General features: G+C 38.1%; 14 protein-coding genes. 10 read left to right on the forward strand and 4 right to left on the reverse strand.

The window, feature by feature from the left end; all coding sequences use genetic code 11:
- The first annotated feature begins 174 nt into the window (after positions 1–174).
- The 4 genes from AC23ME_RS02545 to recG all read left to right on the forward strand — a co-directional run bounded on the left by AC23ME_RS02545 (position 175) and on the right by recG (position 5055).
- Entirely contained in the window at positions 175–1512 is a 1338-nt protein-coding gene (locus tag AC23ME_RS02545; RefSeq protein WP_487726175.1) for an OmpA family protein, read from the forward strand.
- Positions 1513–1648: 136 nt separating this feature from the next.
- Positions 1649–2029 carry a RidA family protein gene (locus AC23ME_RS02550; RefSeq protein WP_487726176.1) on the forward strand — a complete coding sequence of 127 codons (381 nt, stop codon included), beginning with the start codon at positions 1649–1651 and terminating at the stop codon, positions 2027–2029.
- A 2-nt stretch (positions 2030–2031) separates the two neighbouring features.
- Positions 2032–2937, forward strand: coding sequence for an EamA family transporter (locus AC23ME_RS02555; protein ID WP_487726177.1), 906 nt, complete (start codon positions 2032–2034; stop codon positions 2935–2937).
- A gap of 6 nt (positions 2938–2943) precedes the next feature.
- Positions 2944–5055 carry an ATP-dependent DNA helicase RecG gene (gene recG, locus AC23ME_RS02560; RefSeq protein ID WP_487726178.1) on the forward strand — a complete coding sequence of 704 codons (2112 nt, stop codon included), beginning with the start codon at positions 2944–2946 and terminating at the stop codon, positions 5053–5055.
- A gap of 20 nt (positions 5056–5075) precedes the next feature.
- On the opposite strand, the gene AC23ME_RS02565 is transcribed toward recG, so the two are convergent.
- A complete protein-coding gene (locus tag AC23ME_RS02565) occupies positions 5076–6281 on the reverse strand; it encodes a DUF763 domain-containing protein (RefSeq protein ID WP_487726179.1) in 1206 nt (401 codons plus the stop codon).
- Between the two features lie 69 nt (positions 6282–6350).
- Here AC23ME_RS02565 and AC23ME_RS02570 point away from each other — a divergent pair, with 69 nt between their 5' ends.
- Complete coding sequence (locus tag AC23ME_RS02570; RefSeq protein ID WP_487726180.1) at positions 6351–6641, forward strand: hypothetical protein; 291 nt, start codon at positions 6351–6353, stop codon at positions 6639–6641.
- Positions 6642–6951: 310 nt separating this feature from the next.
- Here the strand turns inward: AC23ME_RS02570 and AC23ME_RS02575 are convergent, their stop codons facing one another.
- Both AC23ME_RS02575 and AC23ME_RS02580 read right to left on the reverse strand, forming a co-directional pair.
- Positions 6952–8187, reverse strand: a complete 1236-nt coding sequence (locus AC23ME_RS02575) for a serine hydrolase domain-containing protein (protein ID WP_487726181.1) — start codon at positions 8185–8187, stop codon at positions 6952–6954.
- A 338-nt stretch (positions 8188–8525) separates the two neighbouring features.
- Positions 8526–9047 carry a LytR/AlgR family response regulator transcription factor gene (locus AC23ME_RS02580; RefSeq protein ID WP_487726182.1) on the reverse strand — a complete coding sequence of 174 codons (522 nt, stop codon included), beginning with the start codon at positions 9045–9047 and terminating at the stop codon, positions 8526–8528.
- Positions 9048–9714: 667 nt separating this feature from the next.
- Here AC23ME_RS02580 and fumC point away from each other — a divergent pair.
- The 5 genes from fumC (at position 9715) to AC23ME_RS02605 (ending at position 13590) form a co-directional block, all read left to right on the forward strand.
- The gene (gene fumC, locus AC23ME_RS02585; RefSeq protein WP_487726183.1) at positions 9715–11112 is read left to right on the forward strand and encodes a class II fumarate hydratase; all 1398 of its coding nucleotides are present in this window, start codon (positions 9715–9717) and stop codon (positions 11110–11112) included.
- A 202-nt stretch (positions 11113–11314) separates the two neighbouring features.
- Positions 11315–11674, forward strand: a complete 360-nt coding sequence (locus tag AC23ME_RS02590; protein ID WP_487726184.1) for a hypothetical protein — start codon at positions 11315–11317, stop codon at positions 11672–11674.
- Positions 11674–12222, forward strand: a complete 549-nt coding sequence (locus AC23ME_RS02595; protein ID WP_487726185.1) for a fumarate hydratase — start codon at positions 11674–11676, stop codon at positions 12220–12222. Before AC23ME_RS02590 ends, AC23ME_RS02595 begins: the two co-directional genes overlap by 1 nt.
- A gap of 49 nt (positions 12223–12271) precedes the next feature.
- Positions 12272–13063 carry a S1/P1 nuclease gene (locus AC23ME_RS02600; protein WP_487726186.1) on the forward strand — a complete coding sequence of 264 codons (792 nt, stop codon included), beginning with the start codon at positions 12272–12274 and terminating at the stop codon, positions 13061–13063.
- Between the two features lie 89 nt (positions 13064–13152).
- The gene (locus AC23ME_RS02605) at positions 13153–13590 is read left to right on the forward strand and encodes a low molecular weight protein-tyrosine-phosphatase (protein WP_487726187.1); all 438 of its coding nucleotides are present in this window, start codon (positions 13153–13155) and stop codon (positions 13588–13590) included.
- Positions 13591–13818: 228 nt separating this feature from the next.
- Here the strand turns inward: AC23ME_RS02605 and AC23ME_RS02610 are convergent, their stop codons facing one another.
- Positions 13819–14823, reverse strand: coding sequence for a 2-hydroxyacid dehydrogenase (locus AC23ME_RS02610; protein ID WP_487726188.1), 1005 nt, complete (start codon positions 14821–14823; stop codon positions 13819–13821).
- Positions 14824–14842: the final 19 nt, after the last annotated feature.

Genomic DNA, 14842 nt, shown 5'->3' on the forward strand with positions numbered 1-14842 from the left:
GTTTCAAAGTATTGATTTACAGGTTAAAACCATAGGTTTTAAGAATTATTACTAAAACTGCGTTTGTTTGGAACGGAGTTTGTACAAAGGTTTTGAGATAATAAAAATTTGTTTAATTTTGTAAGACAAAAAATTATACAATAAAATATTTTGTTTAACCTTAAAAAGAAAATTATGAATTATTCTACTTTAAAAAAGGGCGTTGCAGCTTCTTTAGTAGCATTAGTAGGAGTTTCTTCTCTAGCTAGCGCTCAAGATGCACCTGCAACCAACTCTTCTGCCAAGGTATTTGGTGGTAGAGCGCAGTACAGAACTTGGTCATTGGGTGTTAACGCGGGTGTTTTAGCTCCTGTTGTTGTAACTGGTGGCGCTAATGATTTCTCTAACTGGGATGTTAATTTAGGTTATGGTCTTTCTTTGCGTAAGCAATTAGGTCATGCTTTTGGCTTAGAGGGTAATGTTTTCCGTGGTAAAGTTTCTGGACACAACGAAAAAGCTGGTCGTCCGAACGAGAAATTTGAAACTGAGTTACAGTACGCTGTAGATTTAAGAGGTGTTGTAAATGTTGCAACTGTTGACTTCTTACGTCGTGAAAATTCAGTAAACTTCTTCGTAACAGCTGGTTATGGTGTTGCTGCTTACAATCCAATTGTAACTAACAATGCTAACGTAACAACTAACTGGAAAGATGTTAAAGAAGCTACTGGTGGTGATTCTTATGTAAAACAAGCTTATATCCCAGTAGGTGCTGGTATTAAGTTTAAAGTTTCTGATCGTGTATCTTTCAACTTAGCTTATACAATGAACTTTGTTGATGGTGATAACTTCGATGGAACTTATGCTAAAATGCCTTCTAACGATAAATTCTCTTATACTTCAGCTGGTTTAGAATTCTCATTAGGTTCTAAAGCAAAACCAAACTTGGATTGGGTTAACCCATTAGCTATGATGTATGATGAATTGAAAGATCCTTCATTACGTCAAGAAGTTGAGGCTTTGAAAAACCGTGTTGCTAACGTTGAAAAATCAGTTGATGATTTGAAAAAAGATAGCGATGGTGATGGTGTTGCTGATATGTTTGACAAAGAGCCTAATTCAGCTCCAGGTGCTGTAGTTGATGGTTCAGGTCGTACAATCAAATTCCCTGAGCAAGTTGTAAACAACAATAACGCTGGTACTGGTGTTACTGGTTTCGAAACTATCGGTTTTGAATTCAATAGCTCAGTTTTGAAAACAGAATCTTACCCAACTTTAGATAAATTATCTTCAGTATTGCGTGAAAACGGTGGTAAAGTAACAGTTGGAGGTCATGCTTCTAGCGAAGGTACTGCTGCATACAACATGAAGTTATCTAAAGACAGAGCTAACTCTGTTAAAACTTACTTAGTGAACTCTGGCGTTAGCGCTAGCAGTGTAGCTACTAAAGGTTTTGGCGAAACTAAACCAATTGCTTCTAACGATACAGAAGAAGGTCGTATCCAAAACCGTCGTGTTGAAACTTCAAGAAACTAATCTTTCTTAAAAGTATAACATTATAAAAAAAGTCCCGACATAGCGTCGGGACTTTTTTTATATCTAAATTTGTAGAGGTATTTATAGCCATGTTATCCTTACATGGTCAAAAATTTAATCAATCTAAAAAGTTAAAATGAGAAAAGTTATTTATACATCTAATGCTCCAGAACCAATAGGCCCATATAGCCAAGCTATTGTTGCTAACGGTTTCTTATTTGCATCTGGTCAAATTGCTATTAACCCAGAAAACAGCGAATTAAACAACGCTACTTTAGAAGAAGAAACTCATCAAGTAATGCGAAACATTAAAGCCGTTCTAGTAGAGTCGGAGTACGAGTTTGAGCATATCATTAAGACAACTATCTTCTTATCTGATATGTCTTTATTCGCAGAAGTAAATGAAATTTACGGTTCTTATTTTAAAAGCGATTTTCCAGCTAGGGAAACAGTTGCGGTAAAAGGTTTACCTAAAGGAGTTAATGTAGAAATTTCTATCACTGCATTTAAAGGATAATCTTGGTCGCGAGTAAATCAAAATATTTATTTTCTGGAGTTTTATCTGCCATTATTTGGGGTTTCTTTGCCATCCCTTTAAGAAACCTCAAAGCTTATCCTTCGGAGCAGATTTTATATTACCGCATTTTTACTTCGTTAGTGGTAATATGGTTGGCGATATTTTTATTTAGAAGGAAAGAGCTTAAAAAAGATATCGGCTACTTTAAACAAATTACGGCTCGTGAAAAAAGAATAGTATTAAGTCAGGTTATTGGCGCCACCATACTATTGGTGCTCAATTGGTACACTTTCATTTATGCTATCAATAATGTCAGTATCAAATCGGGAGCTTTTGCTTATATGGTTTGCCCGTTGATTACGGCTTTTGGTGGTTTTGTTATACTGAAAGAACATCTTTACAGAATTCAAATTATCGCGTTAGTATTAGCTACGGTTAGTATTCTAATGTTAGCCACTGGTTCACTGGTAGAGGTAACATGGTCGGTGGTTATTGCAGCGCTATATGCATTTTACTTAATCATCCAGCGTAAGATGCAGAACTTAGATAAGCTGAATGTGTTAGCGATACAAATTTCTATTGCAGTATTGTTGATGTTGCCTTTCTTCATCTATCAGCATACAGGCTTACCTATGGAAACTGGCTTTTGGCTGAACATTACTTTAATTGCGGTACTGTTTACGGTTATTCCTTTATTTTTAAGTTTATTCGCCTTGGTGGGCATCCCATCGTCTACCTTGGGCATCATTATTTATATCAATCCTATCATCGCTTTTACGGTAGCTATTATTTATTTCAATGAGAAAATAGACCCGCATCAGTTAATGGCTTATTTGATATTGCTGTTTGCTGTTTTTCTATTTAATTGGAACATGATTAAAGATATGCTTACTTTTAAAAGAAAATAGTACGTTTTGTTCGCATCCAATTTAGAAACACCTCTTGTTTATTTGAAGGGCGTTGGGCCTAAACGAGCCGAGTTGCTACAGAAAGAGCTGGGTGTTTTTACCTACGAACAACTTTTGCATCATTATCCTTTTAGATATATAGATAGAACTCGTTTCTATAAGATTAATGAGCTAAATCCAGAGATGCCTTTGGTGCAGGTGATTGGAAAAATCATGACCAAGGAAACCATTGGGGAGAAACAAAAAAGAAGAATTGTAACAAGATTTGGAGATGAGACAGGAACGATGGAGCTGGTTTGGTTCCAAAGTTTAAAGTGGGTGGAGGAGAATATTTATCGAGGCAATACCTACATCGCCTTTGGCAAACCTAATTTCTTTAACGGCAGCTTTAGTATTTCCCATCCAGATTTAGAACCATATCCAAGACAAACTTCTGGTGGAGTAACAGGCAATTTGACTTTACAGCCAATTTACAATTCTACCGAAAAACTTAAAAAAAGCTTTTTAGATAGTAAGGGAATTCAGAAGCTGATTTATCAAATTCTTGAACTTCATGTGAACGAAGTGAGAGAAACCTTGCCAAAATATATCCTAGAAAAGTATAAGCTGATTGGTAAAAAAGAGGCAATCATTAACATCCATTTTCCTGCAAATACAAATGCATTGCAACAGGCAGAACGCAGGTTAAAGTTTGAAGAGCTTTTCTTTATTCAGCTGCAATTACTTCACAATAAACATCTGCGGAGCTTGAAATTTAAAGGCGCTGTTTTTAGCAACGTGGGTGAGCGAGTAAATAAATTTTATAACGAAATTATCCCTTTTGATTTAACCAATGCACAAAAGCGAGTGGTTAAAGAAATTAGGATTGATACGCAACGCGGCGCCCAAATGAACCGCTTGGTACAAGGCGATGTTGGTAGCGGGAAAACTGTAGTGGCGCTAATGAGTATGCTGTTAGCGAACGATAATGGTTGCCAAGCTTGTATGATGGCCCCAACGGAAATTTTGGCTCGTCAGCACTACGAGTCGCTGGTTAGTATGCTGAAAGGTGAGTTGGTGAATGTGGGGATTTTGACAGGAAGTTCTACGAAGAAACAACGCACCATTTTGCACCAGCAATTGGAAAGTGGTGAAATTGATATTTTGGTGGGTACCCATGCGCTAATTGAAGACAAGGTTCAGTTCAAGAATTTAGGCCTGGTAGTAATAGATGAACAACATCGTTTTGGGGTAGAGCAGCGAGCTAAACTATGGAGAAAGAATGTTGTTCCGCCACATATTTTGGTAATGACTGCCACACCAATTCCAAGAACTTTAGCGATGACTTTATACGGCGATTTGGATGTTTCTATTATAGATGAATTGCCTGCCGGAAGAAAGCCGATTGAAACGCTTCACTTTGTGGAAGGTAGACGGATGCGCATGTTTGGCATGATGAAGGAGGAGATTGCCAAAGGACGACAAGTTTACATTGTTTATCCCTTAATTAAAGAAAGTGAAAAACTAGATTTGCTGCATTTGGAAGCTGGTATTGAGCAGCTGAGTTATCAATTTCATAGGCCTCAATATCAGATTAGTATTGTACATGGCAAACTCAGCAATGCTGATAAAGCTTACGAAATGCAACGTTTTATTGATGGTAAAACTCAAATTATGGTGGCTACTACGGTAATTGAAGTTGGTGTAAATGTGCCAAATGCCTCGGTAATGGTTATAGAAAACGCAGAGCGATTTGGGCTTTCTCAGTTGCACCAATTACGTGGTAGGGTTGGGCGTGGGGCAGAGCAATCTTTTTGTATTTTAATGTCAAAGGATAAGTTAAATCCTACTTCTAAAAAACGATTGGAAACAATGGTGCGCACCAACAATGGTTTCGAAATTTCTGAAATTGATTTGGAGCTGCGTGGCCCTGGAGATATTACTGGAACTATGCAAAGTGGTACGATAGAATTGAAAGTAGCGGATTTAGTTAAAGACCAAGTAATATTGCAAGAGGCGAGGAATACTGTAATAGAGCTGTTGGACAAAGACCCTCACGTAGAAAACCCAGAAAATAGTTTGTTAAAGGGTTTCCTTTCGAAGAAAAATGTGGGTATTAGTTTTGATAAGATTTCTTAGCCGTCGGTTTAAACCGACGGTCATGAATTAAACAAATCCAACTGATTACTCGGTTTCTGTGCTTTTCCAAAAACCGTTCTGCCACCATACTTCCATGAGCTAGCTCTTTCTTCAGCTATCAGTTCGTCAAAGTTTCCATTCGGGATAAAATCTTTTTCTACCCGAGCGGCAATTTGCGAAAGCGATTGTATCGCCTGTGCTTTATCGCTATTTCCAATTTTCGATTTTTGGATAGCATCGTTCAAGGTCTTTATCGTTTCATCGTAAACATCCACAGGAACTGGAAATGGATGTCCATCTTTACCGCCGTTCGCAAACGAAAACCTAGCTGGGTCTTTAAAGCGAGATGGTGCACCGTAAATTACTTCGCTCACTAGCGCTAAAGATTGCAACGTTCGTGGCCCTAATCCTTCTAAAAGTAGTAACTCGTCGAAATTAGAAATATTATTGTTTTGCGCCAGCCAAAGGATTGAGCCCAGTCTTTTTAAATCCACATCTTTTGCTCTCACATCGTGATGTTTGGGCATCACCAATTTGCTAATTTCTGCCAACATTTTCTGCGGCGGTTCCGCTATCATTTCCAACATCGATGTCTTTATCGGCTGTGCTTTTTTATCAGTAAGATTTAAGATTTTACCTTGGTTCTGTCCGTAAATGAAAGTGTGTGGTGCATCTGTGAAAGACTGCACATTTGCCGAATGCCAGTGGTACCTACGAGCGGTAGAGCTGGCGTCGCTCATGCCCTGTTGCACTACCGTCCAATTGCCTTCGGTACTGACAATAAAACTATGTTGGTAAAGCTGAAAGCCATCCTGAATGGCAGTATTATCTACTTTTGCAGAGAGCTTGCTGCTGCGTACCAAGTTATCGCCGTCTAGTCCGTTGAGCTGGGCAAATTTTGTAAGTTCCTTTGGAGTTTCTCTGGAGAGTTTCCCCTTGCCGCCGCAAACATACAAACCAAAAGTAGCTGCATTTGGATTGATGGCTTTTTTCAAAGCGCCCATTACAGAAGTGGTAATTCCCGAAGAATGCCAATCCATGCCCATTACAGCTCCCAAGCTTTGGAACCAAAACGGACTACTCATTCTGCTCAGAAAATCATCCTTGCCTTTATTGGCTAAAATTTGTTCGGTAATTGCCAAACCCAATTTAGCCATCCGTTCTGCTAACCACGGCGGAACGGCTCCATAATGTAAAGGTAAATCGGCAACTCCTGCTCTTTTCATTTACTAACAAATTTAGCAAAATGTTTTTTATAAAGTGCTAATTGAAGGATTTTATATAATTTAGATACGATGAAAGAAGCCAAAAATATAGTTATACCAATTAATGCGGGTATCGTGTTGGTAATAGTGATAATCCTAAATATTTTGGCTTATGGTACAAATGAAGCCAAAGGGATTGGCTATATGTATTTTGCTGTTATTTTTCTTTCAGTCAACGTATTGATTTTAATAATGTTAGCTGTGGCGAGTTTTTTGATGAAGAAAAGAGAGTTAGGGAAAAATTATATTTTCTCTATAATGATTTCATTGGTCATATTCGTTTTGACATTTGTCTCCTTTTGGTTCATAAGTACTATTTAATTACCGCAAAGATTTTGGAAGTTTCCGCAAAGGAGACGAAGCTTCGTACTTCTATTTTAGAATTTTTGCGAGGAACACGAAGTAACTTGCACAGCATTTTGTTAATAGCCCCGACAGAAGTGATATCCTTTTTGTAGTGTCATTTCGACGAGGAACGAGGAGAAATCTGTTTCATAGAAGCAATTAACTTCTAGACCTCTATCTCCGTTCGGAATTACGGAAACAGGACACAAAAAGATTAAACGGATGGCGGGAACAACGTAAAATAGAAGCACAAAATCTGCGCTTCTAAATCTATATATAAAAGTCTTTAATCCTCATCAGTACCCGGAGCAGCACCTGCACCAGTGTATGCACCTTTACGGATAATCGGCATCTTCAAATATTTGTATAACTCATCTAACTGCATCAAGCTGCCGTTGGTTACGTTACCCAGAAAAATCACAACAATATCTTTCTCTAAATCTCGCACATAAATATGGCGGAAACCATGCCACCAACCCGTATGATAAGCAACTCTAGCCTTGCCTTTATCTTCGAACAAGCGCCAGCCGTAGCCATAGTTAAAGTGACCTTTTAAAGGTTTGTTTCTACCTACGTAGGCAGAGTCTAAGCTCGAATTTTTAAGCAATCTTTCATTGCGCAAATATTTGTCGAACAACACCAAGTCATGGATGGTACTGTAAATTCCTTTATCGCCAACCGGACCATCTAAGAAATTTTGAACTACCGAATATCTAAAGCTGTTGCGGTCGTGACCAACCACATCTACTGGAATTTTTTCATACTCCGCTTTAGAATAAACATGGGTGTTTTTCATTCCGGCAGGTTTAAAAACATGTTCCATCATATATTGCGAATAGCGCATTCCGGTAACCTTTTCTACAATGGCGGCCAACACCATATAGTTAGAGTTATTGTAATGAAAAACCCTATCGGGTTTCGTATACGGATTGGGTTTCTTCTCGGCAATTACCTGCATTACCTCTTGGTTAGAAACCCCTTTTTTCATGTTTTTCTTCTCTTTACGCCAAATATCGTCGATGAAGTAAACGTAGTTCATCATGCCGCTGCGGTGTGGCAGTAAAAGCTTAACCGTAATGCTATCGTAAGGGAAATTAGGGAAGAATTTTTTAACATTATCGTTCAAGTTTAGCTTGCCAGTTTCTACCAATTGCATAATTGCCGTGCCGGTAAAAGTTTTGGTAATAGATGCTAATTCAAACTCCGATTTAATTTTTAAGCTATCGCGATGCAGGTAATCTGCCCAACCTTTTGCACCTTGGTAAATGATTTTACCTTTTTTTGCTACCAACACGTTTCCGTTAAAGTTGTACTTTTTGTGCAAATTATTAACAAAATCAGCAATCCACTTGTCCTCTCTTTTCTTGTCGTAAACTAATAAAAGGCTGTCCGCGTTATCGTCCTCGGGCTTTCTAACTTTCTTGTCTTCGGCAACTTTTTTTTCTTTTTCTTCCTTGCTGGTGCAAGCGTTTAACGAAAATATGGATAGGGTTATAGCGGTTAGTAGTATTCTAAATTTCATTGGTGTGTGCAACGTGGTTATAAAAGCTGGAAAATTACGTAATCTTAAAAAGATAACGGCAAAAGAGTTTTAAACATTGTTTTGGGGAAACACAAATTGCTCTTTTTTGAAAAGCAGTGATGGTGGGAATTTTTAACGGCTAGTCCCGCTTTTCGTTAAAACCTTTTTGTTGGTAGTGCTGTTCACGCTTGTCATGCTGAGCTTGTCGAAGCATAAGCAAATTAACCTGCAATCCTTCTCCGCCGACTGGCGGTTCAGGATGACACCTACAAAAGGGTTTCCACTACAATCGGGTTTAAAACCGAAAAACCAGTGCCTACCACAACATAACAAACCGCCTAAAGCTGTTGCAAAGCCAGCTTCACCACTTCTTTGTTAGGTTTCGAAATAGGAATTTTCTCTCCTGAAGTTAAAAGCAACACGCCACCATCTTCTTTAAGCCAACTCTTCACAAACTTTGGGTTTACCAAATGACTTTGGTGGGTTCTCAAGAAACCCTTCGGAGTTAATAAATCTGAATAGCCTTTTAATGGTTTAGAAACGAGTACCTTTTCATTATTTGACAGATGAAAAATGGTATAATTGTTATCAGCTTCGCATCTGACTATTTCCTCATATTCAATATATCTTGTTTCATTATTTAACGAAAGAACTATTCGAGAAGGAGAGAAGCGGAAATTTTCGTCATTTATTAACTCGTTATCCGTGTTGTTTGTTCTATTGCTTATGGACTGGAAAATGCTTCTAATAATTTTGTATGATAAATAACCTATGCCAATTAAGAAAGCGAACGGTATGATAATCTGCATGATTGCAGTTTGCCATATCTCCTGATGTGACATCTTTAAATTAATTATCATAAATACTATTAGCGATAGCCAAAGTATTATTCTGATAAGTGTTGGACGGCTTATTTTCATCTTTTTTAGTTACGGACTAAGCTAATGAATGTTGATTGTAAAAAAAGCGACAAATGCTATTTAGCTGTTTTCGAAGAGGATTTTTTATGCTTCAACAAGTATCTCGAATTACAAAAGGTCATTAAAATAATAGTAAACCGCCTAAAGCTGTTGCAAAGCCTGTTTTACCAAGTCTTTGCGACCTTCGCGTATCTTTTTAACCTTTGCGTTGAAAAAATGACCGCAAATAAATCGCAAAGAACGCAAAGGTTTTCGCTTATGGGGAGCAAGCTTTGACAAACCTCTAGCGAACGGGATAAAGGTTTGTCAAAGCTCATAGTAGCACATATTGGTGTCAATTAAACCCGATGAAAGTGATAATACTTTTTTGATGGTGTCATCCTAAGCGCAGCGAAGGATTGTAAGTTAATTTGCTTATGCTTCGATAAACTCAACATGACACAAGGCAGTGATGGCGGAACACAAAAAAGATTAAAACGAACAGCGGGGCTACCCTTTCCAAAGCACCACTTGCAATGTTTTTCTAATGTTTATGTAACGTTTCTAAATATATTTCCTTTACGAGGCAAAAAGGTTAAATTTGGGGCAAAAATAATTTTCAAATACCATGAGTTTTAGAATAGAACACGATACCATGGGTGAGGTACAAGTACCTGCCGACAAATATTGGGGAGCGCAAACTGAACGCTCTAGAAACAATTTCAAAATTGGACCAGAGGCGTCGATGCCTAAAGAAATTATCCATGCTTTTGGCTACTTAAAAAAGGCTGCAGCATTGGCAAATAACGAATTAGGCGTACTTTCTAAAGATAAAACCGACTTAATTGCTAAAGCTTGCGACGAAGTAATTGCTGGACAATTAGACGACCAATTTCCGTTGGTGATTTGGCAAACTGGTTCGGGTACGCAAAGTAACATGAACGGTAACGAGGTAATTGCTAACCGCGGTCACGTAATTGGCGGTGGCGCGCTTTCAGATGATAAAAAATCGTTACACCCAAATGATGATGTGAATAAATCGCAATCATCTAACGATACTTACCCAACTGCAATGCACATTGCGGCTTACAAACAAGCTGTTGAGGTTACAATCCCAGGTTTACAGAAATTGAGAAACACTTTAGCTAGCAAAGCTGAAGGTTGGGGCGATATCGTAAAAACTGGTCGTACGCACTTTATGGATGCTACGCCTTTGACTGTGAAACAAGAATTTTCTGGTTATGTACAGCAAATTGACAATGGTTTAAGAGCTATCAACAATGCGTTGGAGATGATTAAAGAATTAGCGCTTGGCGGAACTGCTGTAGGTACGGGCTTAAATACGCCTGCAGGTTACGATGTTTTGGTAGCTCAGAAAATCGCTGATTTAACTGGCTTGCCTTTCGTAACTGCTCCAAATAAATTTGAAGCTTTGGCTGCTCACGATGCTATGGTTGAGCTTTCGGGTGCTTACAAAAGAGTGTCTGTTTCGCTAATGAAAATCGCTAACGATATCCGTATGTTAAGTTCTGGCCCTCGTTGTGGTATTGGCGAAATCATCATTCCTGATAACGAGCCAGGTTCGTCGATTATGCCGGGTAAAGTGAACCCTACGCAGCCAGAAGCATTGACAATGGTTTGCGCACAGGTAATGGGTAACGATGTTGCGGTAAGTATTGGTGCAAGTAACGGTCATTTCGAGCTGAACGTTTTTAAACCTGTAATTGCGGCCAACGTGTTGCAAAGCGGTCGTTTAATTGGCGATGCTTGTGTGTCTTTCAACGATAAATGTGCTGAGGGAATTGAGCCAAACCGTCCGGTAATTCAGCAACACATGGAAAACTCATTGATGTTGGTTACTGCTTTGAACCCTCACATTGGTTACGAAAATGCTGCTAAAATTGCTAAAAAAGCACATAAAGAGAATAAAACATTAAGAGAAGCTGCTATTGAAACTGGTTTGCTAACCGACGAGCAATTTACCGCTTGGGTTAAACCAGAAGAAATGGTGGGCAGCTTAAAATAAGGTTTTTTGAAAAGCAGGGCTGGTGGCTTCGATGTTCGTCAGTCCCGCTTTTCGTTACAATCTTTTTGTTTGTTCTGCCAATTAACTTTGTCATGCTGAGCCTGTCGAAGCGTAAGCAAATTAACAAACAGTGTCGAACAAAAAGTATTACCACTACAATCGGGTTTAGTAAATAACTGCTAGAGAAATATGAAGCGTTAAAATGAGTGAATTATTAAAAACAGTATTTTATAGCTTAACGTTGATAATTACACCGCTTGGTATGTTTATAGCAACTTGTATCTACATTTCTAAAAAAGTAAAAGCAGACTCCATACTTTTATTTATTGGTTCTCTTGTTGGTTTAATGGTTTCTGTAATTAGCGTAGTTGTAGTCCCATACTTAATGCGTTCTGGAAGTTATTCTTCTCTAGAAGTTCAAAAAATATATATGGCAATTGGTGTTGTTAGTTTTTTTGGAGGAATTTGCTTCGTTGTAGGCTTTTTTATGTTGATAATAGACGCGATAAAAAGTAAAAGAACAAATCAAAATGGCTTTCCCGATAGTAATATATTATCATAATGCAGTTTATTAAGGAGGTAAAATCATACAGGAATATCCAACCAAAAAAGGTGTTCAATTTTGGAGCTTTATTCATTTTTCTGTGTCTATTATTTGCATTAAGCTGTAGTCGCTTACCTAACGTACAAGGTAAAGGAGAAACTTTTTTGCAAGGTGTTTGGATGCAAGATAGCATCCCAAACAAAGAAAAATTAAAGTCGTACACCCAGCACCATTTTAAATTTAGCTGCGATTCTTTTTACGTAGACTACGTTACTCATTCTAAAGTGAATTACTATAATGAAGAGTGCTTTAATAACGGAGTTTGGAAAGAGTATGCGAAAGGAACTTATCAAGTAAGAAACGATACACTGATATTGGTGGGCGATTTTACCAAAGCAAATTACCGACAAAAGGTTTCGGGTTGCTATAGAAATGGACATTTTATCAGTAACTTTAAATTGAAGTCGTGGAGTGCAGAACAGTTACAATTGGAGAATTTAAGCGACCAAACTGACGTTACACTTAATTTAAAAGAAAAAATACCTTGCGTACAGAAGGCTCTTTAAGCGTTTTACTTCATGGCGATGCACAAATGAAAAACAATATTTAAACAGAATGAAAAACTTAAAAAAATTAATCTTGGCTTGTGCCTTTATTTATGCACCAATTGCGGCTAACGCTTGGGGCGTTTTAGGCCACCGCATTGTAGGCGAAATTGCTGATAGCTATTTAACACCAAATGCTCGCAAATCTATCAAACAGATTTTAGGAAATGAAACTTTGGCCATGAGCGCTAACTGGGCAGATTTTATTAAATCGGATACGAGCTACAGATATTTGAACAATTGGCACTATGTAAACTTGCCAGAAGGTTTAGATAAAGGAGGTTTGAGCAATTTCTTGGATGGTTTTAAGGAAGCAAACATCTACAGCAAATCCAACGAAATGATTGCTTTGCTAAAAGATCCAAAAACACCAGCAGACAAGAAAGTTTTCGCAATGCGTTTATTGGTTCACCTAATTGGTGATATGCACCAGCCAATGCACACGGCCAGGAAAGAAGATTTAGGCGGCAACAGAATTTCTGTAATGTGGTTTGGTTCAAAATCTAACTTGCACAGAGTTTGGGACGAGCAGTTAATCGATTTCCAACAATTAAGCTATACGGAATATACTAAAGCCATTAACTTTGCTACACCGCAACAATTAACCGAGTGGAACAAAGCCAGCTTGAAAGATTGTGTTTTCGAGTCGTACGAAATATGCAACAAAATCTATGCAACGGGCATTAAAAGCGATGATAAATTAAGCTACAACTACAACTTCGATTGGATTGAAACATTAAATAGCCAGTTGTTAAAAGGCGGTGTGCGTTTAGCAAAAATATTGAACGAGATTTATAAGTAATCCGTTAATTGTTTGAATTGATAAATTGTTTAATTGCTCGGGTTTGACGACTAGTCTTTGCTCTTTAATCCTTTATCCTTAATCTGCGAATGAAAATCCTCATGGTTTGCTTAGGTAATATTTGTCGTTCGCCGCTAGCGCATGGCATGTTGCAACATTTGGCCGACCAAGAAAATTTAGGTTGGCAGGTGCACAGTGCGGGCACGGGAAATTGGCATGTTGGTAATCCGCCAGATAGAAGAAGCGTTTTAGCTGCCCGTAATTTAGGTTATGATATTGGTGCACAAAGAGCAAGGCATTTCAATGCAAGTTTCTTCGACGAGTATAATCACATCTTAGTGATGGATAGAAACAACTTAAGCGATGTACTGCAATTGGCAGAAACGCAAGAACATCGGGATAAAGTAAAGCTGTTTCTTGCAGATGATGAAGTTACAGATCCTTATTACGACAACGATTTATTTGATCCGGTAAGCAGACAAGTGGAGCTGCGATGTAAAGAAATATTAGAGGAGCTACGTGGTTAGCTCCTTTTTATTTAATGAAGTTTAGTTCTATTTACTTATTTAGCTCGCCGCCGCTGGGCTCTTACTTTTTGACCGCAAAAAGTAACAAAAACTCTCGGTTGCTTATTTTTCTTTCAAAGTAAATGCTTCGGCTTATTGCTGCAACCCGAAAAATAAGAGACCGAAAATTAGCTGAACGTAGAAATTTTGCGGCTATCGCCCTAAAGCAAAAATCTTAACCAAACTACATTATACTAATACCGCGTTAGCATCACTTGGATTTTCATTCTTACCCAACGTTGCAACACTCGCCAATGTACTAGCGGCAATTTCTGTTAATGCTTCTTCCGTAAAAAATGCTTGGTGTCCAGTTACCAAAACATTAGGAAAACTCATTAATCGTTGGATATCATCATCGCCAATAATACTTCCAGAAAGGTCTTTGAAGAATAGCTTTTCCTCTTGCTCGTACACGTCAATTCCTAGTCCTAAAATATGTCCAGTTTTTAAAGCTTCTATCGCATCTTTTGTGTTTATCAACGCACCACGGCTGGTATTGATAAGCGTAACATTTTTCTTCATTTCTGCCAAGCTAGCCTCATTAATCAAGTATCTGTTGTCTTCTGTCAAGGGGCAATGTAAAGAAATAATATCACTGGTTTTAATCGTCTCGTTAAATGAAACGTAAGTTACACCTAATTTCTTTAGTTCCTCATTTTCATAGGGGTCGAAAGCTATAACTTTACAGCCAAAGCCTAACATGATTTTACAAAAGGCAGCACCAATTTTACCTGTTCCAATTACGCCAACAGTTTTTTGGTAGAGATTAAATCCCATCAAGCCATTTAAAGAAAAATTTTGCTCTCTGGTTCTATTGTAGGCTTTATGTGTTTTTCGGTTCAGCGTTAGTAACATTGCCACCGCATGTTCGGCAACTGCTTCTGGAGAATAAGCCGGCACTCTGCATAATCTTAATCCATGTTTTTTAACCGCATCTAAATCAACATTGTTAAAACCGGCACAGCGCAATGCGATAATTTTTATACCTTTTTCGGCAAGCGTAGCAATTACCTCGGCAGTAAGTTTATCGTTTACGAAAACACATACAGCATCAAAAGTGTTTTTTTTTATCGCATCTACAATGTGTGGCCCTAGGTGTGTTTCCCAGAATTCTAGTTCAAATCCATAAGTTTTGTTGCTTGTTTCAAAAAATTGACGGTCGTAAGGTTTGGCGGAGAAAAATAAAATCTTCATGTGCTCAAAATACAAAAAT

The organism is Pedobacter sp. T50_32 (assembly GCF_057652195.1).

What these genes read in the sequence shown, in the direction of transcription:
- AC23ME_RS02545 (WP_487726175.1), top strand. Translation starts at nt 175, where the DNA reads ATGAATTATTCTACTTTAAAAAAGGGCGTTGCAGCTTCTTTAGTAGCA.
- AC23ME_RS02550 (WP_487726176.1), top strand. Translation starts at nt 1,649, where the DNA reads ATGAGAAAAGTTATTTATACATCTAATGCTCCAGAACCAATAGGCCCA.
- AC23ME_RS02565 (WP_487726179.1), bottom strand. Translation starts at nt 6,281, where the DNA reads ATGAAAAGAGCAGGAGTTGCCGATTTACCTTTACATTATGGAGCCGTT.
- AC23ME_RS02570 (WP_487726180.1), top strand. Translation starts at nt 6,351, where the DNA reads ATGAAAGAAGCCAAAAATATAGTTATACCAATTAATGCGGGTATCGTG.
- AC23ME_RS02575 (WP_487726181.1), bottom strand. Translation starts at nt 8,187, where the DNA reads ATGAAATTTAGAATACTACTAACCGCTATAACCCTATCCATATTTTCG.
- AC23ME_RS02580 (WP_487726182.1), bottom strand. Translation starts at nt 9,047, where the DNA reads ATGATAATTAATTTAAAGATGTCACATCAGGAGATATGGCAAACTGCA.
- fumC (WP_487726183.1), top strand. Translation starts at nt 9,715, where the DNA reads ATGAGTTTTAGAATAGAACACGATACCATGGGTGAGGTACAAGTACCT.
- AC23ME_RS02590 (WP_487726184.1), top strand. Translation starts at nt 11,315, where the DNA reads ATGAGTGAATTATTAAAAACAGTATTTTATAGCTTAACGTTGATAATT.
- AC23ME_RS02595 (WP_487726185.1), top strand. Translation starts at nt 11,674, where the DNA reads ATGCAGTTTATTAAGGAGGTAAAATCATACAGGAATATCCAACCAAAA.
- AC23ME_RS02600 (WP_487726186.1), top strand. Translation starts at nt 12,272, where the DNA reads ATGAAAAACTTAAAAAAATTAATCTTGGCTTGTGCCTTTATTTATGCA.
- AC23ME_RS02605 (WP_487726187.1), top strand. Translation starts at nt 13,153, where the DNA reads ATGAAAATCCTCATGGTTTGCTTAGGTAATATTTGTCGTTCGCCGCTA.
- AC23ME_RS02610 (WP_487726188.1), bottom strand. Translation starts at nt 14,823, where the DNA reads ATGAAGATTTTATTTTTCTCCGCCAAACCTTACGACCGTCAATTTTTT.